Below are 24373 nucleotides of genomic sequence, written 5' to 3' on the forward strand. Positions count from 1 at the left end.
AAGAAGTATCCAGGAGCTGTCATGCTGCCGAATTCCGCCCTCATCACCGGCTGTTCCTCCGGCATCGGCCGGGCCACCGCCCTCGCCCTGGTGGCCGCCGGAATACCCACCTACGCCACGGCCCGCCACCCGGAATCCATTGCCGATCTCGCCGAATCCGGCTGCCACATCCTGCAACTCGATGTCACCGATCCGGATTCCTGTGCGCGGGCGGTGCGTTCGGTGGAGCAGGCGCACGGCTCGGTCGGGGTGCTGGTCAACAATGCGGGTTACTCACAGGTCGGGCCGGTCGAGGAGGTGCCGATGGATGAGCTGTATCGCCAATTCGACACCAATGTCTTCGGAGTCGTCCGCCTGACCCGGCTCGTCCTGCCCGCCATGCGCGCCAACGGCGGCGGCCGGATCATCACCCTCGGATCCGCCGCCGGGCTGGTCGCGCCACCGGCCTCGGCCGCCTACAGCATGACGAAGTACGCGCTCGAGGCGCTCTGCGACAGCCTGCGGCTGGAGGTGCACCACTTCGGGGTGCGTGCCGTCCTCATCGAACCGGGCGCTGTGCGAACACAATTCATCGAGACCGGGCAGCGGAGCCTGCCCCCGTCCAACTCCGACCACACCTACGACCACCTGCGATCCAGCCTCGGCGCCCTCATCGAGCGGACTCACCGCGACGGCGCACGCGGCATCCTCACACCCGAGACGGTGGCCAGGGTCGTCACCCGCGCCGCGCTCGCTCGAAACCCGAAGCCCCGCTACAAGATCGGATCACAGGCGCGAGTCATGCCGATCGCCCGCCGCCTGCTCGGCGACCGGCTCTGGGACCTGGCGATGCGCCGCCTTGTCCCCGCCGAATGACGCCCCGTCAGCCGCGATCGGCCAGGGCACGAAGGAAGAAGCCCAGGTTGGCGGGACGCTCGGCGAGTCGACGCATGAGATAGCCGTACCACTGGGTGCCGTAGGGGACGTAGACGCGCAGGGCGTGACCGTCTGCGACCAGGCGTCGCTGTTCGGCGTCGCGGATGCCGTAGAGCATCTGGAACTCGTAATCGCCCGGGCTGTGGTTGTTTTCGCCCGCCAGGGTGAGGGCGACGTCGATCATGGCCGGATCGTGGGTGGCGATCATGGGGTACCAGGCGTCGCGCATGAGGACGTTCAGGCAGCGCAAGTAGGAGGCGTCGACCTCGGCACGGCGCTGATAGGCGACCGCCGCGGGCTCCTGATACGCGCCCTTGCACAGGCGGATTCGGGTGCCGTCGGTGGCCAGGTCGCGGGCATTATCCTCGGCGTCCCGTAGGTAAGTCTGCAAAGCGACGGCCAGCCAGGGGAATTCGGCGCGTGCCAGCCGGACCGCCGCCAGCGTGTCGGCGGTGGTGGTGTGATCCTCGGCGTCGACGGTCACCCAGACATGGCGCTCGACGGCCTTGGCGCACAGTTTGTGCAGGTTCTCGGCGGCGATGGCCGGACCGTCCGCTCCGAGGGACTGCCCCAGCGCGGACAGTTTGAGCGAGACCTCCACCCGGGGGATCTCGGAGTGTGCGCCGGGCACCGCGTGAGCGGCCTCGGCAAGGTCGTCGATGAGCGAAAGGTATTCCGTCACAGCAGCATTGGCCTGGGTCCGGTCGGTGGTGTACTCGCCGAGGAAGTCGACGCTGACCGAACGGCCGCTCGCCAGCAGCGCCCGCGTCACCGGGTCCAGGTCGGCGCGGGTCTCACCGGCCACGAAGCGCCGGACCACGGCGGCGGTGACGGGGACCTTGGTGATGGCGTTCTTCATCGTGGCCGATCCGGCCGCCGCCAGAATGGCCGGGCGTAGCGGGTTCATCGCACCTCCATGTGGGGGTAGCGGTAATCGGTTGGGGGAACGAAGGTTTCCTTCAGCGTGCGCGGGGCGACCCAGCGGAGCAGGTTGAGATAGGAGCCCGCCTTGTCGTCGGTGCCGGAGGCGCGGGCGCCGCCGAAGGGCTGCTGGCCGACGACCGCGCCGGTGGGTTTGTCATTGATGTAGAAGTTGCCGGCCGCGAATCGCAATGCGGTCGAGGCGGTTTCCACAGCCTTGCGGTCGCGGGCGAAGACCGCGCCGGTGAGGGCGTAGGGCGAGGTGGCGTCCACGACCTCGAGGATCTCGGCGAAGGCGTCGGGGGCGCTGTCGTCGTAGACGTAGATCGACAGGATCGGGCCGAAGTACTCGGTGTCGAAGGATTCGTCGCCGGGATCGTCGCCGAGCAGCACGGTCGGGCGGATGAACCAGCCCTCGCTGTCGTCGCAGCCACCGCCCGCCGCGATATCGATCCCGGTGCCCTTGGCCCGGTCGATGGCGGCGGCGCACTTGGTGTAGGCACGGGAGTCGATCACGGCCCCACCGAAATTCGACAGGTCGGCGACGTCGCCGTAGGTCACCGACTCCACCTCGGACAGGAAGTCCTTGCCCATCCGCTTCCACACCGACTTGGGAATGTAGGCGCGCGACGCGGCCGAGCACTTCTGCCCCTGGTATTCGTAGGCGCCGCGAATCATGGCCACGCGCAGCGCATCCGGGTCGGCGGAGGGATGAGCGAGAATGAAGTCCTTGCCGCCGGTCTCCCCCACCAGGCGCGGATATCCGTGGTAGCGGTCGATATTCGAGCCGACCGTCTGCCACAGGTACTGGAAGGTGCGGGTCGAGCCGGTGAAGTGGATGCCCGCCAGCCGGGGATCGGCCAGCGCCACCTCGGACAGCTTCGCGCCGTCACCGGTCACCATATTGATGACCCCGGGCGGAATCCCGGCCTCTTCCAGCAGCTTCATGGTGTAGTACGCCGAAAGCGTCTGTGTCGGTGAGGGTTTCCAGACGACGGTATTGCCCATGAGCGCGGGTGCGGTGGGCAGGTTCCCGGCGATGGCCGTGAAGTTGAACGGCGTGATGGCGTAGACGAACCCCTCCAGGGGCCGGTAGTCCATCCGATTCCACACGCCCGCACTCGATTCCGGCTGCTCCTGCAGAATCTGCCGCGCGAAGGCGACATTGAACCGCCAGAAGTCCACCAGCTCGCACGGTGCGTCGATCTCGGCCTGCTGCACCGTCTTCGACTGCCCGAGCATGGTGGCGGCGGCAATGGTCTCCCGCCACGGCCCGGCCAGCAGGTCGGCGGCGCGCAGCAGGACCGCGGCCCGTTCCTCGAACGGCATGGCCCGCCAACCGGGTGCGGCGGCAGTGGCAGCGGCTACGGCCGCGCGCGCCTCGTCGTGAGTGGTATTGGTGTAGGTCCCCAGAACATGCCGGTGCCGGTGCGGCATCGTGATATTCAGCCGCTCCCCGCCGCCGGGCTGATGCTTGCCGCCGATGACGAGCGGCACATCCGTGGATTCGGCGGAGAGTTCGGCGAGCTTCCCGGTCAGCAGTTCGCGTTCGCGACTGCCCGGAGCGTAGGAGTGCACCGGTTCGTTGGCTGGAGCAGGGACAACCGTGACAGCGTCCATAACCCAGGCTATCGCGATAGCCCCTGCCGGGCCGCGACGAACACACCGCGCCGGGGTGGGGTATGGGGGCTAGGCCCCCATACCCCCTTACTCCTAGTGGAAGTCCTCCGCGATGATCTTCTCGATGTTCCGTTCCGCCAACGCTGTAATCGTGACGAACGGATTCACCGTGGTCAGACCGGGAATCAGCGACCCGTCGATAACGTAGAGACCCGGGTACGACGTGAGCCGCCCGTAGTTGTCGGTGGACACGTTGATCACGCAGCCGCCCAGCGGGTGGTACGCGAAATCGTCACCCCAGGTCTTGTATTCGCCGAACAGGTCGGTCCGGTAGATGGTGACCTGCTTCTTGTTGATCGGATCGAAGATCCGCTTGGCGGCATCGATGCTGGGCTGGTTCCAGGCGGTCTGCCAGTTCAGGTCCACGCCACCGGAACCCGAGTTGTAGGTGAACTTGCCGCGGTTGGGGTTCTTGGTGATGGCCAGGTACAGGCTGGCGAAGGTCTCGATGCCCGCCGGGAAGGGCGAGATCTCCGCGAAGGCCGGGCCGCCGCTGTCGGCCCAGTTGTCGATTCCGAGGGTCGGAATGCATGACTGCAGGCTGCCGGTGGCGTCCCACGCCTGGTTCTGCCGGGCCACCATCACGTTGCCGTTGTTGCCCCAGCCGCTGCCGACCGAGTCGGGCAGGTTGGGCAGTTTGCCGGTGGCCTTCTGGGTGACCAGCAGTTTGCTGGTACCCACGCTGCCCGCCGCGAAGAACACCTTCTGCGCCGTAACGGTTTTCGTCTTCACGGTATTGCCGCTGGTGTCGATCTGGTTCATGACGACGGTGAACCCGCCGCCGTTGGCGGGCGACACGGTGGTGACATCGTGCTGCGGCACGATGGTCACCTTGCCGGTGGCCGACGCGTCCGCCAGATACGTCTTGTCCAGGGAGTTCTTGCCGGCGTTGTTGCCGTAGATGACCTCGGCGTTGAGCGCCGACTTGGTGGCGGTGCCGGCCTGCTCCTGCTTCATGTAGTTGAAGTCGTAGACGTTCGGCACGAAGGTCGTCTTGAATCCGGATGCCTCGGCCGTCTTCTTCCCGACCCGCGCGAACTGGTAGCAGTCGGCGGATTGCCACCAGGTCTGGTCGACGTTGTTCACCTTCAGCCCGGCATTGGCCCGCGGGTAGTAGGTGCTGTACATCGAGGCCGCGTCCACCGAGGGAAGGATGCTGGCGAAGTACTCCTGCTTGGGCGTCACCGCCATGCCGCCGTTGACGAGCGAGCCACCGCCGACGCCGCGGCCCTGGTAAATCCGAATCCCGCTGAACTGCTCGGCATCCAGCACGCCGGTGTAGCTCGGGATCGACTTGTCGTAGGGCGCGCCCATGAAATGGTTGATGGGCTGGACGGTTTCGGTCCGCAGCCAGAAGGAGCGGCCGTCCGGGTTGAGCATGTTGCAGAAGACCTTGCCGTCCGAGCCCGGCTGGGTCCAGGACATGCCCTTCTCGACCATGACCACGCTCTGCCCAGCCTGGGCCAGCCGCAGCGCCGCGACCGCGCCGCCGTAGCCGGTGCCGATCACCAGCACGGGCATCTTGTCGCCGTCGTTGATCGATCCGGTGGGTAATGCCCGCGCCGAGGGCATCTTCGGTAGTAGTGCTGCCGCCCCCAAAATGACACCTGTTGCAGCTAGGAACCCGCGTCGGCTGACATTGCTGCCGAAGACACTCTTACCGGGGGTTTCGTAAGACAGACCACGCACTGAAAGACTCCTCATCGAGTTGCGATGAGAACCTGTTATAGGCGGTGTGAAGAACCTACGGGTCAGTTTCGGGAAAGATCGAGATCGGAGGACCACCGGAAGACCCCGGAAAAAGAAAAAAGCCCTCGAATGAGGGCTTCAGACTTAGGAGGCGACCCTGACGGGACTCGAACCCGCGACCTCCGCCGTGACAGGGCGGCGCGCTAACCAACTGCGCCACAGGGCCTTGCAACTGCTCAGCCACTGGGCCTTGCAACGTCGTAGACGGTATCACGCGCCCCGCGGTAACGGGAAATCAGCTGGTCAGACGATCCGCGGCCGCCGCGATGCGCTCGTCGGAGGCGGTAAGGGCAATGCGCACATGCTGATTCCCCTGCGGCCCGTAGAACTCGCCCGGCGCCGCCAGGATGCCGCGCTCGGCCAGCCAATCCAGGGTGGTGCGGCACGGCTCGCCGCGCGTCGACCACAGGTACAGACCGGCCTCGGAATGATCGATCCGGAATCCGGCGCGCTGCAACGCATCTCGCAGCACCGCGCGTCGCGCCCGGTAGCGGTCCTTTTGCTGGACCTCGTGCGCGTCATCACCGAGGGCCGCGGTCATGGCCGCCTGGATCGGGTACGGCAGCATCATGCCGGAGTGCTTGCGGACCTCGAGCAGTTCGGCGATCAGCGCCGGGTCACCGGTCACGAAACCGGCCCGGTAGCTCGCCAGATTCGAGGTCTTGGACAGCGAGTGGATGGCCAGCAGGCCGGTGTGGTCGCCGTCGCACACCTCGGGATCGAGGATGGAGACCGCGCGGCCCTCCCAGGCCAGGCCCAGGTAGCACTCGTCGGAGGCGAGGATCGCACCGCGCTCGCGGGCGAACTGCACCACCTTGCGCAGGTGGTCGACGCCGAGCACCTTGCCGGTCGGGTTGGACGGCGAGTTGAGGAAGATCAGCGCGGGCTGCTCCGGCCCGAGCTGTGCCGTCCCGTCGGCGCGCACGTAGCGCGAGCCCGAGAGCAGCGCGCCCACTTCGTAGGTCGGGTACGCCACCTCCGGGATGACCACCAGATCCTCGGCGCCCAGGCCGAGCAGCCGCGGCAGTCCCGCGATCAGCTCCTTGGTGCCGATGGCGGGCAGCACCGCGGCCGGGTCGATCCCGGTGATCCCGAATCGCCGCTTCAGCGCCGACACCACGGCCTCGCGCAATTCGGGCGTGCCGTGCGTGGTCGGGTACCCGGGCACCTCCGCCACCGACGAGAGTGCCTCGCGGATCAGCGGATCCACCGGATCGACCGGTGTCCCGACCGAGAGGTCGACGATGCCGTCCGGATGCGAAGCGGCCTTCGCCTTCACGGAAGCGATGGTGTCCCAGGGGAAATCGGGTAGCAGAGCGCTGACCCGGCCACGCGCGGTCAAATCTCGTCCTACTCGCTGGCCATCGGCGGTAGCGCGGCGATGAATGGCGGGTCGTAGTCGACCTTGCCCACCTTGGTGGCGCCGCCCGGGGAGCCCAGGTCGTCGAAGAAGTCGACGTTCGCGTTCACGTAACCGGCCCACTGATCCGGGGTGTCGTCTTCGTAGAAGATGGCTTCCACCGGGCAGACCGGTTCACACGCACCACAGTCCACGCACTCGTCCGGTTGGATGTACAGCATGCGGCCGCCCTCGTAGATGCAGTCCACGGGGCATTCTTCGATGCACGCCTTGTCCTTCACGTCAACGCACGGTTCAGCGATGATGTACGGCACTGCCGCTCTCCTAGTCTGTCCTCACATGCGGGATGAACTCCGCCCGGCGAAAACCCTATCCCGGCCAGCCAACATTACTCTTGCCAAGCCTGCCCTAACTTCGAGCCGCCACGCTGCGGCCGACCCCGAGGTCGATCGAGCCATAGCCTCGATCCGACCCACTTACCCCAGTAGTGAGGCGACGGGCGAGCGGTGCGGCGGCACACCATAGGTGGTGGTGCGCTGCCTGACCGGGCGGCCGATGCCCGACGCGATCTCCGTCAGTTCCTCGACCGTCTTGGCGGATCCGTGCTCGGAACCGGCCATGCGGGAAATGGTCTCCTCCATGAGCGTGCCACCGAGGTCGTTGGCTCCACCATTGAGCATCAACTGGGTTCCCTTGATACCAAGTTTCACCCAGCTGGTCTGAATATTCTCGATACGGCCGTGCAACATGATGCGCGCGAGGGCGTGCGCGGCGCGGTTGTCGCGCACGGTCGGGCCGGGGCGGGAGGCGCCGGCCAGGTAGAGCGGGGCGCTCTGGTGCACGAACGGGAGCAGCACGAATTCGGTGAAACCGCCCGTCTCGTCCTGGATTCCGCGCAGCACCCGGAGGTGGCCGACCCAGTGCTTCGGGTTGTCCACGTGCCCGTACATCATGGTCGAGCTGGAGCGGATGCCCACCTTGTGCGCGGTGGTGATGACATCCACCCAGGCCGAGGCGGGCAGCTTGCCCTTGGTCAGCACCCAGCGCACCTCGTCGTCGAGGATCTCCGCGGCGGTGCCCGGAATCGAGTCCAGCCCGGCCTCTTTCAGCGCCGAGAGCCAGTCGTGCACGGACTGGCCGCCGCGCGAGGCGCCGTTCACGATCTCCATGGGGCTGAACGCGTGCACGTGCATCTCGGGGATGCGGGCCTTGATGGCGCGCACCAGATCCGCGTACCCGGTGACCGGCAGTTCCGGATCGATGCCGCCCTGCATGCAGATCTCGGTCGCGCCCTCGACCCATGCCTCCCAGGCGCGGTCGGCGACCTCGGACGGGCTCAGGCTGAAGGCGTCGGCATCGCCCTTGCGCTGCGCGAACGCGCAGAAGCGGCAGCCGGTGTAGCAGATATTGGTGAAGTTGATGTTCCGGTTGACGATGTAGGTGACGTCATCGCCCACGGCGTCGCGGCGCAGCTGGTCGGCCAGCGCGGTGACGGCCTCCAGTGCCGGGCCGTCGGCGGTGGCCAGGGCCAGGTACTGATCGTCGGACAGTCCGGCCGGGTCCTTCTCGGCGGCGCGCAGGGCGGCCATCACGTCGGCGTCGAAGCGCTCGGGCGCGGCGGCGGCCAGTTCGTGCACCTGCTCGCGAATGGACTCCCAGTCACCGAAGGCACCCAGCGAATCATCGGCAATGCCGGAGTCGCTGCGGGATTCGGTGAGGCGGCCCTCGCTGTCGATGGCGGTGTTGAGATCGATGCGGCCGACCGATTCCCAGTCGTGGTCCGGCTCCTGCCAGGGCAGGCCGGAAGGCTTCACGTCGGCGGCCAGGCCGGTCTTCGGATCCGACAGCGCGGCAACGTGTTTGGAGACGCGCGGATCGATCCACGGATGCCCGGCCAGCACGTACTTCGGGTGCGCGGTGATGCGCTCGGTGAGCACGTAACCGGCGTCCGCCGTGACCTGCGCGAGGGTCTCCAGATTCGGCCACGGCCGTTCCGGATTCACGTGGTCGGGGGTCAGCGGGGACACCCCGCCCCAGTCGTCGATGCCCGCCGCGATGAGCGCCCGGCATTCGTCCAGCGACACCAGATTCGGCGGGGCCTGGATGCGCATCTTCGGCCCCAGCAGCAGTCGGGCCACCGCGATGGTGGCCCGGAATTCCTCCAGATCGGCGTCCGGGGTGTCGCGCATGGCGGTGTTCTGCTTGGCCAGGAAGTTCTGCACGATGACTTCCTGCACGTGCCCGAACGCCTTGTGCGCCTTGCGGATCGCCAGGATGGACTCGGCGCGCTCGGTGAGGTTCTCGCCGATGCCCACCAGGATGCCGGTGGTGAACGGCACCGAGAGGCGACCGGCGTCGGTGAGCGCGCGCAGCCGCACGGCCGGATCCTTGTCCGGCGAACCGTAGTGCGCCTGACCGGGTTCGGTGAACAGCCGGGTGGAGGTGGTCTCCAGCATCATGCCCATGGACGGGGCCACCGGCTTGAGTCGGGAGAGCTCCTCCCAGGTCATCACGCCCGGATTCAGGTGCGGCAGCAGGCCCGTCTCCTCCAGCACGCGAATCGCCATGGCGCGCACGTAATCCAGGGTGGAGTCGTAGCCGCGCTCGTCGAGCCACTGCCGGGCCTCGGGCCAGCGCTCCTCCGGGCGGTCGCCGAGGGTGAAAAGCGCTTCCTTGCAGCCCAGTTCGGCGCCCTGGCGGGCGACCTCGAGAATCTCGTCGGGCTCCATGTACATGCCCTTGCCCTGGGCGCGCAGCTTGCCGGGCACGGTGACGAAGGTGCAGTAGTGGCACTTGTCGCGACACAGGTGGGTGATGGGGATGAACACCTTGCGCGAGTAGGTGATCGGGAGGGTCTCCCCCGCGTACCCGGTCTCGCGCAGACCCGCGTCGCGCACCCGTGCCGCCGAGGCGGTCAGATCCTCGAGATTCGCGCCGCGCGCGTGCAGCAGCACCACGGCTTCGTCGAGGTTGAGCGTCGCGCCGTCCCGGGCCCGGCGCAGCGCCCGGCGCATGGCCGAGTCGCTCGGGGGGTTCGGCGGCAGGCTCGGGTTCGCAAGATCCGTCACGCCATCGATCATGCGCCATCCATCCGACTTATCCGACTCGGGTGCCATGGAACGGGCAAACCCGTGTCCCCCGGCCGTTATTCCGGGCCGGTGATACGAGTATTCGTACTCACTGAGATCAACTGTTCAGATTTCAGTGGCGGTGAAATAGCCTGCCGGTTCGACCGCTTCGCCGGAGAAGAGGAAGTGACCTTCGTGCTCGCGAAAATCCGCCGCGCCACCGTTGTCGCCGGGCTGGGCGCCGCCGCCCTGCTGACCGTCGCCACCAGCACCGCCCACGCCTTCGGGCCGGTGCCGCCGGCCAACCCGTATCTGGGCCCGACCGGCACCGCGACCATGCACGGCGACGCCGAGGCCTCCGACACCACGCCGCTGCCCGGCGTCGGCACCGGCGGCGTGCACGCCGACTTCCACGAACAGGCGGCGGCCTGCCCGACCATCCTGCAGGGCGCGGACGGACTCCCGCAGGCGCTGTGCACCAAGGTCACCGACCGCGCGCCGGAAGTGTTGCTGCTGGATCCGAACAACGGCAACACCCTCGCCCGGCTCGATCTCACCAAGGGCAGCCTGCTCGGCGGGGTGTATGCCTACCTCGACAATCAGGACCGGATGGTCACCGTCGACGGGTCCGGCAATCTGCTGCGCATCGGGCACCAGCGCGGCTCCGACGGGTCGTGGTCGCTGTCGATCGCCTCGAAAACCGATGTGACACAGGCGGTCACCGGGCACTGCGGCGGCGGTGACTGCGACGCGGTCAGCTCGGTGTCGCCCGACTACCAGGGCCAGGTGTGGTTCGCGACCGACGGCGCGGCCGCGGGATTCGTGGGCACCGATGGGACCGCGCGCTCGATCGTGCTCGCGCCCGGCGAGAACGTCGCCAACTCCATCGCGACCGCGCCGCAGGGCATGGCGGTGGCCACCGACCACGCGCTGTATCTGCTGAACGTGGACGGCAGCGGCAATCCGCGGATCGTGTGGCGGCAGGCCTACGATCGCGGACCGGCCCGCAAGCCCGGCCAATTGAGCTGGGGCACCGGCGCGACACCGACCTTCTTCGGGCCGAGTGACGGCACCGAGTACCTCGCCATCACCGACAATGCGGCGACCAAGGAGAACCTGCTCGTCTTCGACACGGCCACCGGACATCAGATCTGCTCGGTGCCCGCCATCGACGGCACCGAGAACTCGCCCATCGGATCGGGCAACAGCGTGTTCGTGGCCAGCACCTACGGCTACCCGTACCCGGCGCTGCCGCCGAACGCCGGGCCCAGTCAGCCCGCCAGCGCGCCGATCTCGGGCGGCATGACGCGGATCGATGTGACGGGGTCCGGGTGCACGGTGGTGTGGACGAACAATGTGCCGTCCTCGGCGGTGCCGCGACTGTCCGTGGCGGACGGCAAGATCTACACCTTCACGCGGCATTCGCTGCTCGGCAGCGGTAGTGCCAGTGGCAGCGGTGGCCTCGGCAGCGGGAGTGCGGCGATCACCGACAACTACAGCTTCGCGGTCATCGACGCCGCTACGGGTCACCTCGATACCGAGCAGTTCATAGGCGCGACCATGGTCAACGACACCCTGGAAATGGTGGGCACCATCGCGCCCGGCCGAATCCAGTACCAGGGCACCACGACCGGGCTGTACCGGATCACGCCGAAGTAGCGAACGCCTCGTCATTCCGGCGCGCTTTTGGCCGGAATCCACCGCCCGCAGTAGTGGATCCCGGCCAAAAGCATGCCGGGATGACGGGAAGGGCGGTCGGATTCATGCAAGCATGGGCAGCATGTCCCAGCCTCCCGCCGCAGGCGGCATCCTGGCCGACCCGTCGCGGCGTCCCAGCCCGCGCGCCAAACTGCTGTGGGCGCTCAGCGCCGCGCTGTCCTGGGTGGTGCCGGTGCTGGGGGTGGGGATCTGGGCGCTGTTCGACTCGCATCGACGCGGCATCCAGGGCCTGGTGCTCGGAATCGTGCTGCTGGCAGCGGTATTCAGCGTCGCGGTGATCCCGCTGTGGCGCTACGCGGTGCACCGCTGGGAGATCACCGACGAGGCCGTGTACACCCGCACCGGCTGGTTCACCCAGGAGAGCCGGGTCGCGCCGATCACCCGGGTGCAGACCGTGGACACCTACCGGGGACCCCTCGAACGGCTGCTGGGGCTGGCCACCGTCACCGTCACCACCGCCTCCTCGGCCGGGGCGGTGCACATCAGCGCGCTGGCGCTGGCCGACGCCCGCGACACCGTCGCGCAGTTGACCGCCATCGCCGCGCAGCATCGGGGGGATGCCACGTGACCCAGTCGAATCCCGATCCCGAGGCGTTCTCGGACACGTACCCGACGGAAGTGCTCGCGCCGCTGCCCGGGCCGATCGGGTCCGCCGCCGACAGCTGGCAGCGGCTCGACAAGCGCATGCTGCTGGTCCACCCGGTCACCGAGCTCATCCGATACATCCCGGTCCTGATCGCCACGCTGGTCGCGGGGGCCAGCGCCGACAACCCCATGTGGTCGCTGGCCGTGGTGGCGATCATCGTGGGTTTCGCGCTCACCCGCTGGTTCACCACCACCTATCGGATCACCCCCGAGAACGTGGAACTGCGCACCGGACTGATCCAGCGCAAGCGACTCTCGGTGCCGCGCAATCGGGTTCGCTCGGTGGACGTGCAGGCCGACCTGCTGCACCGGGCGCTCGGGCTGGCGGTGCTGTCCATCGGCACCGGGCAGGACGCGGAGAAGAAGGACCAGTTCAAGCTGGATTCGCTGGATGCCAAGCTGGTCCCGGAACTGCGCCTCGCGCTCCTGGCCCACACCCGCGCGGCCGCGGAACCGGTTGACTCCCCGGCGATTACGACCGACGGCACTGCTGTCGACACAGCGCCCGCCGATCCCGCCGTGGAAATCGCGCACTGGCAACCGGATTGGGTGCGCTACGCCCCACTGTCCTTGACCGGCTTCGCGATTGTCGCACCGGTCGTGGGTCTGGCCTTCCAGTACGGCTTCGCCCAGATCTTCCTGAAGTCCGGCACCCTCCAGGATGTCGGTCACCGCGGCGCGACTGTCATCGCGGGCGTGATCGCCCTTCTGATCGTCATCCTCGTGGTGGTGGTCAGCCTCGCCGCCTGCGCCCGCTACCTGATGACCTGGTTCGGCCTCAACGTCCACGACGACGGCAAAACCCTGACCATCCGCCACGGCCTGTTCACCACCCGCCAAACAACTCTCGACCTCGCCCGCCTCCGCGGCGCGACCGTCAACGAGCCGCTCATGTTGCGCCTGGCCGGTGCCGCCGAACTCGAAGCCATCATGGTCGGCACCAGCCCCCGCCAGAAGATCCTGCCCCAGGCACCCCGCGCCGCCGTGGATCGGACCCTGGCCCACCTCCTCGGCGATACCCCACCCCGTCATTCCGGCGCGCTTTTGGCCGGAATCCACCACACCGCTGTGGATCCCGGCCAAAAGCATGCCGGGATGACGGAGGAGATCCCTGCCCCGCTGCCCGTGACCGCCGCGCTGGTTCCCCACGGCCCGGTAGCCCGTCGCCGCCGGTATACCCGCGCCATGGGCCCGCTCGCGGTGGTCGCGGCCGCCTTGCTCGCGATATCCCTTGCCGGAGTGGATATTCCACTCTGGCTCTGGATAGTCCTGGCCATCGCCGTGCCGATCGCGGCGGCGTTGGCGTGGGATCGCTATCGCGGTCTCGGCCACGCCGTGCTGCCCGCCGCGAACGGCAATCCCGCCTGGCTGATCACTCGCAGCGGGTCGCTGGACCGCGATCGCGACTGCTTGGAAGCGCCGGGCGTCATCGGCTGGACCGTCCGACAGAGCTTCTTCCAGCGCCGCGCGGGCGTGGCCACGGTCGTGGCCGCCTCCGCCGCGGGCAAGAAGCGGTACCACGTCATCGACCTGCCCCTCGATCAGGCGTGGGCCTTGATCGAGGCGGTCACTCCGGGACAGCTCGGCACCGGCCGATAGCGGTACGGCGTCAGCCGAGAACGGGGTAGTTGGAGCGAATCACGTTCTGCGGGTCGCGGTCTCGCTTGATCGCGCGGAGGCGGTCGATGGTCGTGGCGTCGAAGGCGGCGGCCGCGGATTCGCCCGGGGCCAGGAAGGTGAAGGGCTTCCGGCCGGTGATCTGGGCACCGAACTGGCCCACCAGGGCGTCGATCTTGGCGTTCACGGCGTCGCGCAGTTGCGGGAGCCCGAGGCCGAGCAGGTAGATCAGGTACTGCTCCGGCATCGCCTCGCGGGCGCCGCCGGTGGCCCGGGACAGGACGCCGCCGAGGTGGCGGACCTGGATATTGACCAGTGGCGCAACGGATTCGCCGAGAATGATCTTCTCCGCCTCCGGGGTCAGCTCGGTCAGCAGTTCGGTGCGGCCGATGGACGGGCTGGGGTCGGTCGGCTCGGAGGTGATGGTCCCGAGTGCGGCCACCGACATGGCGGCCCGGGTATCGGAGACCGCGCCTTCGATACCGTCGAGCACGGAGACCAGGTCCCGGCCCGCTTCCGGGTCACCGAGGTAGGCGACATCCAGGGCCACCATCTCCGGGGCCTGCGGGAACTGGAACCGCTGGAACCACACCGACAGCTCGTCGGGCGCCTGAGAGGTCAAGGTGCGGAAGGCATCCCACACTTCGTGCAGGCGCTCGGCGGGCCACATGATCCGGCCGCCGTACAGGCCGGGCGCATCGAACAGCTCGACTTCGAGGCCGGTCACCACGGCGAAGTCGCCGCCACCACCGGACAGTGCCCAGAACAGATCCGGATCGCTGTCCGCGGTCACCCGGGCCGGGTGACCCTCGGCATCCACGATCTCGAAGGCGCGCACCGCATTCGAGGCCCAGCCGTGCTTGCGGCCGAACCAGCCCGCACCGCCGCCCAGCGTGTACCCGGTCACGCCGACCACCGGATTACTGCCGGCGAGCCCGGTGAGCCCGTGCTCGGCCGCCGCGGCCTGCACCCGTCCCCACTGCGCGCCCGCGCCGACCCGCGCCACCCGGGCAGCCGGGTCGATCTCGATCCGGTTCAACGCACCGGTGCGCAGCAGAATCGCGTTCTCCACCCCGCCGGTCGCGCCGTGCCCGGTCGGCTGGGTGACCACCGGGATGCCCGCGCCGCGCGCGTACCGCACCACGGCCGCCACATCGTCGACGTCGGCGGCCTCGACCACCACCGCCACGGGCTGCGTGACCGCAATGCTCCACGGCCGGGCGGCCTGCTCGAAATCGGTGTCGCCCGCGGTCAATACGCGGCCGCGGACAGTGTTGCGCAGTTCGTCGAATCCCATCGTCTTTCCCCTTGCTCGTCCTCGCTGTTATCGCGTTCATGAAGATGACGAGAGGGAACGGCGGAGTGTGACTCCGCCGAGAAACGCCTAGCCTGTGAGCTCGATCACGCGCCAGTGGTGGCCAGCCGGGCGGTGGCCCGGTAGTACAGGTACATGCCCGAGGGCAGCAGACCGCAGATGAGCAGCAGCATGGTCGGCCAGTCGCCCATGAGCAGCGCGTAGCCGCTCGGGCTGAACCCGGCGCAGATCAGGAATCCGACCGTCCACACCAGGATCGGCGACGCCATCATCGGAATCCGCTGTGTCACAACACCCATGCCCATCACCAGCAGCACATTGATCACCGCGGCCGCCAGCGCCGTGAACGGCAGCGCGATCGCGCCCTCGGTGGTGGTCGAGGCCAGCGGCGCGGCCATCACCGGCGACAACTCCGGCAGATGCGCCTGCCCGGCGTAGAGCGGCAGGAACAGCACCTCGAGCCCGAGCGTGATCACGGCGTCGATCAGCAGCAGCCCGGCGATCACCGCATTGAGCACGGTGCGCACCGGTTCGTTCTCGGCTATGGCATCGCCCGTCCGGGCGCCGACGGCGGCCGTCACGGCACCGGCGGGAATCCGAGCAGCGTCAGCAGGTGACTCTGCATGTCCACGAACCCGTACAGCACCGACAGGTACAGCTCGTGCTGCCATTCGAAGTACGGGCGCTGGCTCTCGACGAAAGCCGCTATCGCATTCTGCAAATCCCAGTTGTACATGGCTCAGTCCTCATTCCAGCCCGGCGAAGAGATCGTGTTCACGGCCGTCGGGGCCGAGCGGGCCGCGCTCACCGCGCACCAAAATGTAGTGCTCTTCCGGCAGTACCGGCTGGGCAATGTCATTGGAGAGCGAGAATTCCCGGCCCGACGGGGCCACCGTCACCTGGGTGGCGTGCGCCCGCAGCGCGGCCCGCTTGGCGGCCAGCACATCGGACACGTCCAGTGTGGTGGTCACGGATTCGGCGGGGACACAGGCCAATTCGCCCTCGTGCGGCAGCCGCCAGCCGCGCGGCAGCGCACCCGGCAGCTGATCCACGGTGCGGCGCTTGAGCGCCTCGGTGTGCATGGCCAGCACCGCGCCGTCGGTGACCGTCCAATAGACCTTGGGGACGATCCATCCCCAGTCGGAGGCGGTGTCGATGGCGGCCATCGTGATCTCGTGCGCGCGAATGTGATCCGGGTGTCCGTAGCCGCCGCGCGGGTCGTAGCCGATCACCACGCGCGGGCGCAGTTCCAGGATCACCTGCACCAGCGCGTCCACGGCGGCGGTGCCGGAGTTGACGAAGGCGCGGGGATTGCGCGCCGACGGCGTCCCGGCCATGCCGGAGTCGCGCCAGCGGCCCGCGCCGCCCAGGAAGTGCGGTGCGCCCGCGTCCAGAGCGGCCAGGGCCCTGGTCAATTCGAGGATCCGGTAGCCGCCCAGCTGATCGGCCTGTCCGGCAACCAGGTGCGCGTACTCGTCCCCGATGACCTCGCCCTCCTCGCCGAGCGTGCAGGTCACCACGGTCACCGGAATGCCGCGCTTGCGGTAGTGGGCGATGGTGCCGCCGGTGGTGATGGACTCGTCGTCGGGATGCGCGTGCACCAGCAGCAGGCCGTGCGTGTCGGTCACGGCAGCCTCCGCCAGTTGGCGGCATCACCGAAGATGCCGGTCTGGATGGCGCCGCTCAGCGAGGCCCCGTCCACCCGCGGACCGGCCGCGGCCACCTGCGTGTCCTGCACGATCGGCAGCACCGTCGACAGCTCCCACAGTTTGGGTTCGGACTCGGCGATCACCTTGCCCACATCGATACCGCGCAGGGCGGTGTCGATGGCGGGCTGCAGCGTCGGATCGCAGACTCCGGACAGATTGGAGGGTGACTTCTTCGCGCCGTCCACCACGGTCGAATCATTGCCGTCACCGGGCAGCGGCAGCGGCGCGCACCCGTAGCGGGAGGCCAGCACGGTCGCCGGATCCCCGCCGGTGCGCTCCCAGCCGACCACGGCGTCGATGCTGCCGTCGGTCAACTCCTTGCTGTACAGCGTGGAGGCCGACACGCTGCGCACGATCACATCGATTCCGGCACTGCGCAATTGGTCGGCGGCGGTATTCGCCACCGCCTGCGAGGTGGTGTCGCTCTCCACCGCCCCCAGGCGCACGGTCAGCGACTTCCCGTTCTTGGCCAGCGGACGCGGTTGCGGCGCGGGCGAAGTCGCCGACTGCGCGGCGGGAGTCTCCGCGGCGCGGGCGAATCCGGCCTCGGCCAGCAGCCCGAACGCCTCCTCCGGGCTCAACCGCGGCGGCGCGGTCACGGCGTACCCGGGATCCGACGGCGCGAGCACCTGCGCCCGCACCGGCTCCACCCAGCTGCCCGTCTGCGCGCCGACGGTGGCCAGCAGCACCGGATCCAGCAGCCCCAGCAGCGCGCGGCGCACCCGCACATCGGCGAGATCGCCACTGCGGCCGTTGAGCACCAGCTGCATCTCGCGGGCCTGCGCCATCATGGCCGTGCGCACCGAGGGGATCGCGCCCAGCTGCGCCTGCAAGGCCACCCCGCCGTGCACCAGCGCCATCTGCGCGTCCGCGGTGCGCAGCGATTCGGCGACCTGCGCGGCGGTTCCGCCGCGGCGCAACAGGATCTGATCCGGCACCGCGGGCTGACCCCAATACCGGTCATTGCGTTCGAGCAGGATCTCCTCGCGGCCGCGATCGGCCTGCTTGATGCGGAACTGGCCGCCGGAGATCCGGATGGTGTCGACGAGCCCCTGCTCGAAACCGGAGTCCTTCACCAGATGCTGCGGCAGCAGATCCGAGAACAGTTGCCGCCAAGCCGGATACGGCTCGGTCATGGTGACGGTGACGGTCTTGCCGCCCGCCGACGAGCTGACATCCGAGATGAGCCGGTAGCCCGCGGGATCCACCGCGCCGGGCTGCGTGATCATCTGCTGCCACAGGTATTTGAAGTCCTCGGCCGCGATGGGCGCACCATCGGACCAGGACGCCTCGTTTTTGATCTGGTAGGTGATGGTGAACGGCTCCTGCGCCGTCACATCCGCCGACACCATGAGCGCCGGATCCAGATTCCAATCGGTGCCGCCGGGAACGCCCGGCGTCGGGCTCGCCCGGAACGGGCTCGGCAGCACCATAGACGCCACCGCGGCGGTCGCGGGCGACTGCTGCGAGCGCAGGTGCGGATTGAACCCGATCCCGATGTCGTCGACGGCCACCACCACCGAGTTCTTCCCGGGCTTGGCGGGCTGCGTCTTCGGACTGTCCGTGGATTCGATGGGCGGCGGCGGGTTCGCGGTGCAGCCGGTCGCGACTCCCAGCAGGGCCGCCACCAAAACCAGCACCGCGCGCCACGACGCGCGCCTCCGCGCCCCCGTTCTCACGTTCGGCACTCTACTGGATCCCCTTCACGCCACCCGGCCACCGACGCACGGCCGCCTCGGCAAGGCCCGTCGATGCGGGACCGCCGACAGATACTGGACCGCCCACCCGGGCTGACCCGGGTGGGCGGCTGGGGTTTCAGGGGCGAAGCCCCCGAGCGTCCCCGAGAGTTGGGTTCTCCCTTACTGAGCGGCCCGGTCGCGGGCCTTGCGGCGGGAGATCTCGCGCTGGCGGTCGTTGGCGTTCAGGGTGACCTTGCGCACGCGCACGATCTCCGGGGTCACCTCGACGCACTCGTCGTCGGTGCAGAACTCCATCGCGCCTTCGAGATCCAGCTGCAGCGGCTTGGCCAGGGTCTCGAGCACGTCACCGGTGGCGGACCGCATATTGGTCAGCTTCTTCTCGCGGGTGACGTTGATGTCGAGGTCCTCGGCACGCGGGTTGATGCCGACCACGTGGCCCTCGTAGGTGTCGGCGCCCGGCTCCACGAAGAACTGGCCGCGGTCGGCCAGCTGGATCATGGCGAACGGGGTGACCGAACCGGCACGGTCGGAGACCAGCGAACCGGTGTGGCGGGCGCGGATCTCGCCGGCCCACGGCGCGTAACCGTCGAACACGGCGTTGGCGATGCCGGTGCCGCGGGTCTCGGTGAGGAAGTCGGTGCGGAAACCGATCAGGCCACGCGAGGGAACGATGAACTCCATGCGCACCCACCCGGCGGAGTGGTTGCTCATCTGGACCATCTTGCCCTTGCGGGCGGCCAGCAGCTGGGTGACGGCACCCAGGTACTCGTCCGGGCAGTCGATGGTCAGCTCTTCGAACGGCTCGTGGGTCTTGCCGTCGACGATCTTGGTGACCACCTGCGGCTTGCCGACGGTCAGCTCGAAGCCCTCGCGGCGCATCTGCTCGACCAGGATGGCCAGCGCCAGCTCACCACGGCCCTGCACCTCCCAGGCGTCCGGGCGGCCGATGTCGAGCACGCGCAGCGACACGTTGCCGACCAGCTCCTGGTCCAGGCGCGACTTCACCATGCGGGCGGTCAGCTTGTGGCCCGAGACCCGGCCGACCAGCGGCGAGGTGTTGGTGCCGATGGTGACCGAGATGGCGGGCTCGTCGACGGTGATGCGCGGCAGCGCGACCGGGTTGTCGACGTCGGCGAGGGTGTCGCCGATCATGATGTCCGGGATGCCCGCGACGGCGACGATGTCACCGGCCACGGCCTCCTCGCCGGGCTGACGCTCGACGCCGACGGTCTTGAGCAGCTCGGTGATGCGGACGTTCTTGACGCCGTCGCCGTTCATCCACGCGACGGTCTGGCCCTTCTTCAGGGTGCCGTTGTGGATGCGCACCAGGCCGATACGACCCAGGAACGGGGACGCGTCGAGGTTGGTGACGTGCGCCTGCAGGGTGGCGTTCGGGTCGCCCTTGGGGGCCGGGACGTACTTCATGAGGACCTCGAACAGCTCGTCGAGGTTCTCGGCGTCGGGCACCTGGCCGTTGTCGGGACGCTTGGTGGACGCGACGCCCGCGCGGCCGGAGGCGTAGAGCACCGGCAGGTCGAGGGCCAGCTCGGCGGCTTCCGAGGCCTCGTCGTCGAGGTCGGAGGCCAGGTCCAGCAGCAGGTCGTGCGACTCCTCGACGACCTCCTCGATGCGGGCGTCCGGGCGGTCGGTCTTGTTGACCACCAGGATCACCGGCAGCGAGGCGGCGAGCGCCTTGCGCAGCACGAAGCGGGTCTGCGGCAGCGGACCCTCGGACGCGTCGACGAGCAGCACGACGCCGTCCACCATGGACAGACCGCGCTCGACCTCACCACCGAAGTCGGCGTGGCCGGGGGTGTCGATGACATTGATTACGGTGACCGATCCGTCGGCATTATGCCGGTGAACAGCGGTGTTCTTGGCGAGAATGGTGATGCCCTTCTCGCGCTCGAGGTCACCGGAGTCCATCACTCGGTCGACGAGTTCGGCGCGTTCGGCGAACGCACCGGATTGCCGGAGCATGGCGTCGACCAGTGTTGTCTTGCCGTGGTCGACGTGCGCCACGATGGCGACGTTGCGGAACTCGACAGACGACACGTTTGATTCCTCCTGGTGAAAAGTCTGATGCCGACCCGGATGGGTCTCATGCGTGGGGCTGCCTACAAAGAGACATGGCGAACTCCACCGGGCATGCGGCGAGCTACATATTACGGGGCCGAAGAAATCACACGTTTAATGGGCTGAGGTTAGGTTAAGCTAACCAACATGGGCAAGGTGAAGGCGAAGGACGTCTCCGGCCTCAAGCCGAAGAAGAAGTGCTGCCGCAAGAAGACACGGTGCGTGAAGTGCCCGGTCGTCATCATGCGCATGAAAAAGGCCGAGGCCCAGGGCTGCTGCGGCAAGGAACTCAAGAAGTGCCTCAAACTCGCGCGCGCGGCGTGAAACCGGCGTAGACCGGAGACATGAAGCCCGCGCTGCTCTCCGACGACGACATCGCCAAGGCCCTCACCGAACTGCCCGAGTGGACCCGCGACGGCGACTCCATCACCCGCACCATCGAGGCCACCTCGTTCCTCGCCGGCATCGAACTGGTGCGCCGGGTGGCCCTGGCGGCCGAGGCCGCCGACCACCATCCCGACATCGATATCCGCTGGCGGCGAGTCTCTTTCACGCTCTCGACGCACTCGGCGGTCGGCCTCACCGCATTGGACATGGCGCTCGCACGCGAGATCGATCGACTTCACGCACAGGGCTGAGACTCCACGCACAGGGCTGAGACTCCATGCGCAGAGCCGAGCCGCCCGGTCAGTGCGTGGGCCGAGTGTGCGCCTGCGGGTCGTGCCATTGCCCGAGATCGAAGTACAGCGTGGTCATCGAATCCCATTCGATCGACCACGGCCGCTTCGGCCCCTTGCACTTCCAGACGGCGGTCATGCGATCGATGCCGGGGATGCCGATCGGATCGTCGAGCGTCCCGACGCGTTCCACCTCGGTGAAATGCGATCGCAGATCGGGTTCGGCGGTATCCAGGCCGACGAAGATCACCGTCGTCACCGAATCCGGTGGCGGACCGAAGAATCCGAAACCCCGGCTCGGACTGTAGGTGGCGGGCAGGTCGTACTTCCCGCCGAACTCCTCGACCGCGCCACCCTGCCAATACCCCTGGGTGAGGATGGCGGAATGCGCCTTCTCCTCGGGCGTCAACCGCTCATAACCGGCGTCGACGGCCGCGACCATCCGGTCCCAATTGGTGGTGCCCCAGAACGCCGACCGGATACCGAGGTCGATCGCGTTCTGCGTGGGGGTGCGCCAGCTGGGCGGCAGCGGCAGCACGGTGAGCGAGCCGATATAGGTCACCATCGTGAGTGCGGCCAGCGGAATCATCGCCAGGTTCATCCAGCGTTTGCGCGGATACCGCGAGAAGGCGACGGCCCCGATGGCGAACATGGCGGGGAAGAAGCCGGTCGGATAGTAGGGCCGGCCGTGCGTGACGACGACGAACAGCGTCATCAGCAGCAGCGCGACCGCGACGAAGCGATACGGACGCAGCGACTCCTGCCTGACCACCGCCCAGAACGCGATCGCCATCAGCACCGTGCCCAGGAAGCCGGCGAATCCGAGCCACTGCGGGAAGAATCCGGGCGGACCGTAGCCCGTGGCGTCCTGCTCCTTGCCGATGATCGGGCCCATGGACAGCTGCGGCCAGTTGTGCTGCGACTGCCAGTACAGAATCGGGACCAGGGACAGGGCGAGGATGCCGGAGGCCACCCACAGCGCGGGGCGGCGGAAGATGTCCCGGGGACCGCACAGCAGGACGCCCGCCCCCAGGCACGCCCAGACCAGCGGGATCATCCACTTCACCTGCATGTCCAGCGCGGCGACCAGTCCCGCCGCGATGATGAGCCGGTCCTGGCGGGTGCGCACCCAGCGGATGAACAACCAGGTGATCACGGCCGTGAGCGTGGCGTCGAAGGAGAACGTGCTCAGCGCGCACTGGGTCACCAGCAGGTAGGAGGTGCCGTAGCAGCCCGCGGCGAGCAGCTGCGCCCGGCGGCTGCCCCGGAGTTCGTAGGCGATCAGCGCCGACACCACGATCGCGAGCACGCTCATCACGACGGCCGGGAACCGCACCGCCGTCACCGATCCCGGCGCGAGCAGGTCCGCGATGTGGGCGAACAGGGCCACTATCACGCCCTGATCCGCGTAGGTGTAGTCGAGTCGCCGTCCGGCGGAAAGGAAATAGAGTTCGTCGCCGAAGAAGTCGTAGCGGCCCGCGGTCACCGTCAGCACGATCAAGGAGATCGCCGACATCAGCGCGACGCCGCGGAAGGCGAACGGTGGGTGGGTATCCGGAATGACGTCCGGTTCGGCATGAACCGCAACGACCGCTGTCATGAACTGCCCCTGCTACTTTCCCGACAGACGCGTTCGGCGCCACGCACAGCGGTGGCGCCGCATCTGTTCGCTGACGAACTGATTCCTCCCCGGCAGCGAACATGATGAGCGCAAGAGCTCGCGGTCCTGCTCGGTTATGCAGTTTTCAGAAACGGTAATGCCTAACAACAGAGTTCGCAAATGCAGACCGGCGATGACGGATTGGATGACCGATTCGATGACCCATTCAGGGATGCGCCGTGATGTGAAGGCTGTTAGCCGGAGCCAATGGAATTGGGGGCTTGCGCTATGAGGATTCGAATGTGCCGCACATCACTATATAAAACTATCAATTCGACGGCCGTTTCTACGCCGTTTACATCTTGGCGATCAGGCGATGACCGAGATCGTTGCACGGCTTCTCGATCAAGCGGTAGGTCACCGCCGCGATCGCCACCGCACCGATCACCCACGTGCACAACGTGAGCCAGGCCGCGGGGATGCCGAGGACCGGCGAGGTCCAGCGGGGAGTGTCGAGGATCAGGGCGTGAACGAGGTAGAGCGAGTAGCTGATTCGGCCCAGGAACAGCAGGGGCCGCGGGAAGGAGAAGCGGCGCAGCCACAGTCCCCCCGCGAAGAACAGGTAGGCGGCGATGATGGTGGTGGGCTGCTTCACCCACGTCACCCAGACACCGGTGATCGGGTCCTGGAAAGACGGTACGAGCAGACTGATCCCGAAGATCACGCAGATCGCGAATGCGAACACCGCCCACCCGCGCCGCGCATCGATCTGGCCGGACGTCACGCGATAGAGCACCGTGCCGACGAACATGGTGGCGAAGTAGCCGAAGGTCAACGCCGACGGCCCGGGCTGGTTGAGAACCAGGGGGACGGTGAGGAATGCGAGCAGGATCGCGACGATGGCCGAGCGCCGGTCCGACGCCAAGCGGGCGAACACCACCGCGATCAGGATCGTCACGACCACCACCGCCGAGCGCGTGACGACGTTCGCCCCGGAGCCGCTGAGCATCGCGGCCGGCAGCAACGCCCCCGGCACGATCAAACTGATCGCAAGGACCGCCAGGGGCCCGGACCGCCGGTTGAGCCCGGCGATCAGCAGCAGCGACAGAAATAGGTAGAACGCGAGTTCATAGGACAGCGACCAGGAAGCGCCGATTATCTGGATGTCCGGGCCGCCGATGAAGAAATGCACCATGGTGAGGTTCGACAGGAACTCGCGCACGGGGTGCGCCAGAAACTCCGCCCGCAGGCCGAACTGGCCGAACGCGTGCAGGATCAGCGCCGCGATCAGGCAGGCCCAGTACAACGGGTACAGCCGGAAAAACCGGCCCACCCAGAACGCGCCCAGCGATCGCCCGCGCTCCAGCGACGCGGGGATGATGTAGCCACTGACTAGGAAGAAGACGAAGACACCGAACTCGCCCAGTCCGAAATGGGCTTGCGAGAAGCGGAAATAAGCGGGGAAGAGACGTTCCGAACAGTGTTGAATCACAACCGCCAAGGCCGCCAGACCGCGAAGCGCATCGAGAAACTCGAAACGGCCACCCCGACTGCGAACTGTTCCTTCTACCGGCGCACTCGTAGCCGCCACAACACGATCAACAGTCACGAAAGATACCGCC

The 24373-nt window shown here is 67.8% G+C and carries 20 protein-coding genes and 1 tRNA gene; 6 read left to right on the forward strand and 15 right to left on the reverse strand.

The window, feature by feature from the left end; genetic code table 11:
• The first annotated feature begins 21 nt into the window (after positions 1-21).
• Positions 22-855, forward strand: coding sequence for an SDR family oxidoreductase (locus ON43_RS27795; protein WP_040812189.1), 834 nt, complete (start codon positions 22-24; stop codon positions 853-855).
• Positions 856-862: 7 nt separating this feature from the next.
• Here the strand turns inward: ON43_RS27795 and ON43_RS27800 are convergent, their stop codons facing one another.
• The 7 genes from ON43_RS27800 to ON43_RS27830 all read right to left on the reverse strand — a co-directional run bounded on the left by ON43_RS27800 (position 863) and on the right by ON43_RS27830 (position 9705).
• On the reverse strand, positions 863-1822 hold the full coding sequence (locus tag ON43_RS27800) for a proline dehydrogenase family protein (protein WP_040812190.1): 960 nt from the start codon (positions 1820-1822) through the stop codon (positions 863-865).
• The gene (gene pruA, locus ON43_RS27805) at positions 1819-3456 is read right to left on the reverse strand and encodes an L-glutamate gamma-semialdehyde dehydrogenase (protein WP_040812191.1); all 1638 of its coding nucleotides are present in this window, start codon (positions 3454-3456) and stop codon (positions 1819-1821) included. Before pruA ends, ON43_RS27800 begins: the two co-directional genes overlap by 4 nt.
• Before the next feature lie 93 nt (positions 3457-3549).
• On the reverse strand, positions 3550-5088 hold the full coding sequence (locus ON43_RS27810; RefSeq protein WP_245568777.1) for a GMC oxidoreductase: 1539 nt from the start codon (positions 5086-5088) through the stop codon (positions 3550-3552).
• A gap of 269 nt (positions 5089-5357) precedes the next feature.
• Positions 5358-5431, reverse strand: a tRNA-Asp gene (locus tag ON43_RS27815).
• A 69-nt stretch (positions 5432-5500) separates the two neighbouring features.
• Positions 5501-6607: a succinyldiaminopimelate transaminase gene (dapC, locus tag ON43_RS27820; protein ID WP_040812193.1), complete on the reverse strand. Its 1107-nt coding sequence runs from the start codon at positions 6605-6607 to the stop codon at positions 5501-5503.
• Positions 6608-6615: 8 nt separating this feature from the next.
• Positions 6616-6939: a ferredoxin gene (gene fdxA, locus ON43_RS27825; protein ID WP_040812194.1), complete on the reverse strand. Its 324-nt coding sequence runs from the start codon at positions 6937-6939 to the stop codon at positions 6616-6618.
• Between the two features lie 162 nt (positions 6940-7101).
• Positions 7102-9705, reverse strand: coding sequence for a bifunctional FO biosynthesis protein CofGH (locus ON43_RS27830; protein ID WP_040812195.1), 2604 nt, complete (start codon positions 9703-9705; stop codon positions 7102-7104).
• Between the two features lie 174 nt (positions 9706-9879).
• Between ON43_RS27830 and ON43_RS27835 the strand changes: the two genes are divergently transcribed.
• The 3 genes from ON43_RS27835 (at position 9880) to ON43_RS27845 (ending at position 13656) form a co-directional block, all read left to right on the forward strand.
• A complete protein-coding gene (locus tag ON43_RS27835; protein ID WP_245568778.1) occupies positions 9880-11352 on the forward strand; it encodes a hypothetical protein in 1473 nt (490 codons plus the stop codon).
• Between the two features lie 121 nt (positions 11353-11473).
• Complete coding sequence (locus ON43_RS27840) at positions 11474-11980, forward strand: PH domain-containing protein (RefSeq protein WP_040812255.1); 507 nt, start codon at positions 11474-11476, stop codon at positions 11978-11980.
• Between the two features lie 116 nt (positions 11981-12096).
• The gene (locus ON43_RS27845) at positions 12097-13656 is read left to right on the forward strand and encodes a PH domain-containing protein (RefSeq protein ID WP_083913782.1); all 1560 of its coding nucleotides are present in this window, start codon (positions 12097-12099) and stop codon (positions 13654-13656) included.
• Positions 13657-13666: 10 nt separating this feature from the next.
• Here ON43_RS27845 and ON43_RS27850 read toward each other — a convergent pair whose 3' ends face one another.
• From ON43_RS27850 to typA, 6 genes are all read right to left on the reverse strand, one after another.
• Positions 13667-14971 (reverse strand): FAD-binding oxidoreductase, encoded by a 1305-nt coding sequence (locus ON43_RS27850; protein WP_040812196.1) that lies wholly within the window; start codon positions 14969-14971, stop codon positions 13667-13669.
• A gap of 104 nt (positions 14972-15075) precedes the next feature.
• Positions 15076-15570 (reverse strand): hypothetical protein, encoded by a 495-nt coding sequence (locus ON43_RS27855; protein WP_051179356.1) that lies wholly within the window; start codon positions 15568-15570, stop codon positions 15076-15078.
• A complete protein-coding gene (locus ON43_RS45625; protein ID WP_167333469.1) occupies positions 15567-15725 on the reverse strand; it encodes a hypothetical protein in 159 nt (52 codons plus the stop codon). Before ON43_RS45625 ends, ON43_RS27855 begins: the two co-directional genes overlap by 4 nt.
• Positions 15726-15735: 10 nt before the next feature.
• Positions 15736-16617: an N-acetyl-1-D-myo-inositol-2-amino-2-deoxy-alpha-D-glucopyranoside deacetylase gene (gene mshB / locus ON43_RS27860; protein WP_174416503.1), complete on the reverse strand. Its 882-nt coding sequence runs from the start codon at positions 16615-16617 to the stop codon at positions 15736-15738.
• Positions 16614-18377, reverse strand: coding sequence for an ABC transporter family substrate-binding protein (locus ON43_RS27865; RefSeq protein WP_245568779.1), 1764 nt, complete (start codon positions 18375-18377; stop codon positions 16614-16616). Before ON43_RS27865 ends, mshB begins: the two co-directional genes overlap by 4 nt.
• A gap of 180 nt (positions 18378-18557) precedes the next feature.
• A complete protein-coding gene (gene typA / locus ON43_RS27870) occupies positions 18558-20453 on the reverse strand; it encodes a translational GTPase TypA (protein ID WP_040812199.1) in 1896 nt (631 codons plus the stop codon).
• 168 nt (positions 20454-20621) lie between these two features.
• On the opposite strand from typA, the gene ON43_RS45630 reads away from it, so the two are divergent.
• Both ON43_RS45630 and ON43_RS27875 read left to right on the forward strand, forming a co-directional pair.
• Positions 20622-20798 (forward strand): hypothetical protein, encoded by a 177-nt coding sequence (locus ON43_RS45630; RefSeq protein WP_086008037.1) that lies wholly within the window; start codon positions 20622-20624, stop codon positions 20796-20798.
• Positions 20799-20818: 20 nt separating this feature from the next.
• Complete coding sequence (locus ON43_RS27875; protein WP_040812201.1) at positions 20819-21112, forward strand: 4a-hydroxytetrahydrobiopterin dehydratase; 294 nt, start codon at positions 20819-20821, stop codon at positions 21110-21112.
• A 49-nt stretch (positions 21113-21161) separates the two neighbouring features.
• Here ON43_RS27875 and ON43_RS27880 read toward each other — a convergent pair whose 3' ends face one another.
• On the reverse strand, positions 21162-22751 hold the full coding sequence (locus ON43_RS27880; protein ID WP_051179358.1) for an ArnT family glycosyltransferase: 1590 nt from the start codon (positions 22749-22751) through the stop codon (positions 21162-21164).
• Positions 22752-23106: 355 nt separating this feature from the next.
• Positions 23107-24360 (reverse strand): acyltransferase family protein, encoded by a 1254-nt coding sequence (locus ON43_RS27885; RefSeq protein ID WP_157514216.1) that lies wholly within the window; start codon positions 24358-24360, stop codon positions 23107-23109.
• Positions 24361-24373: the final 13 nt, after the last annotated feature.

It is taken from the genome of Nocardia concava NBRC 100430, from assembly GCF_000308815.1.
Lineage (GTDB): Bacteria > Actinomycetota > Actinomycetes > Mycobacteriales > Mycobacteriaceae > Nocardia > Nocardia concava.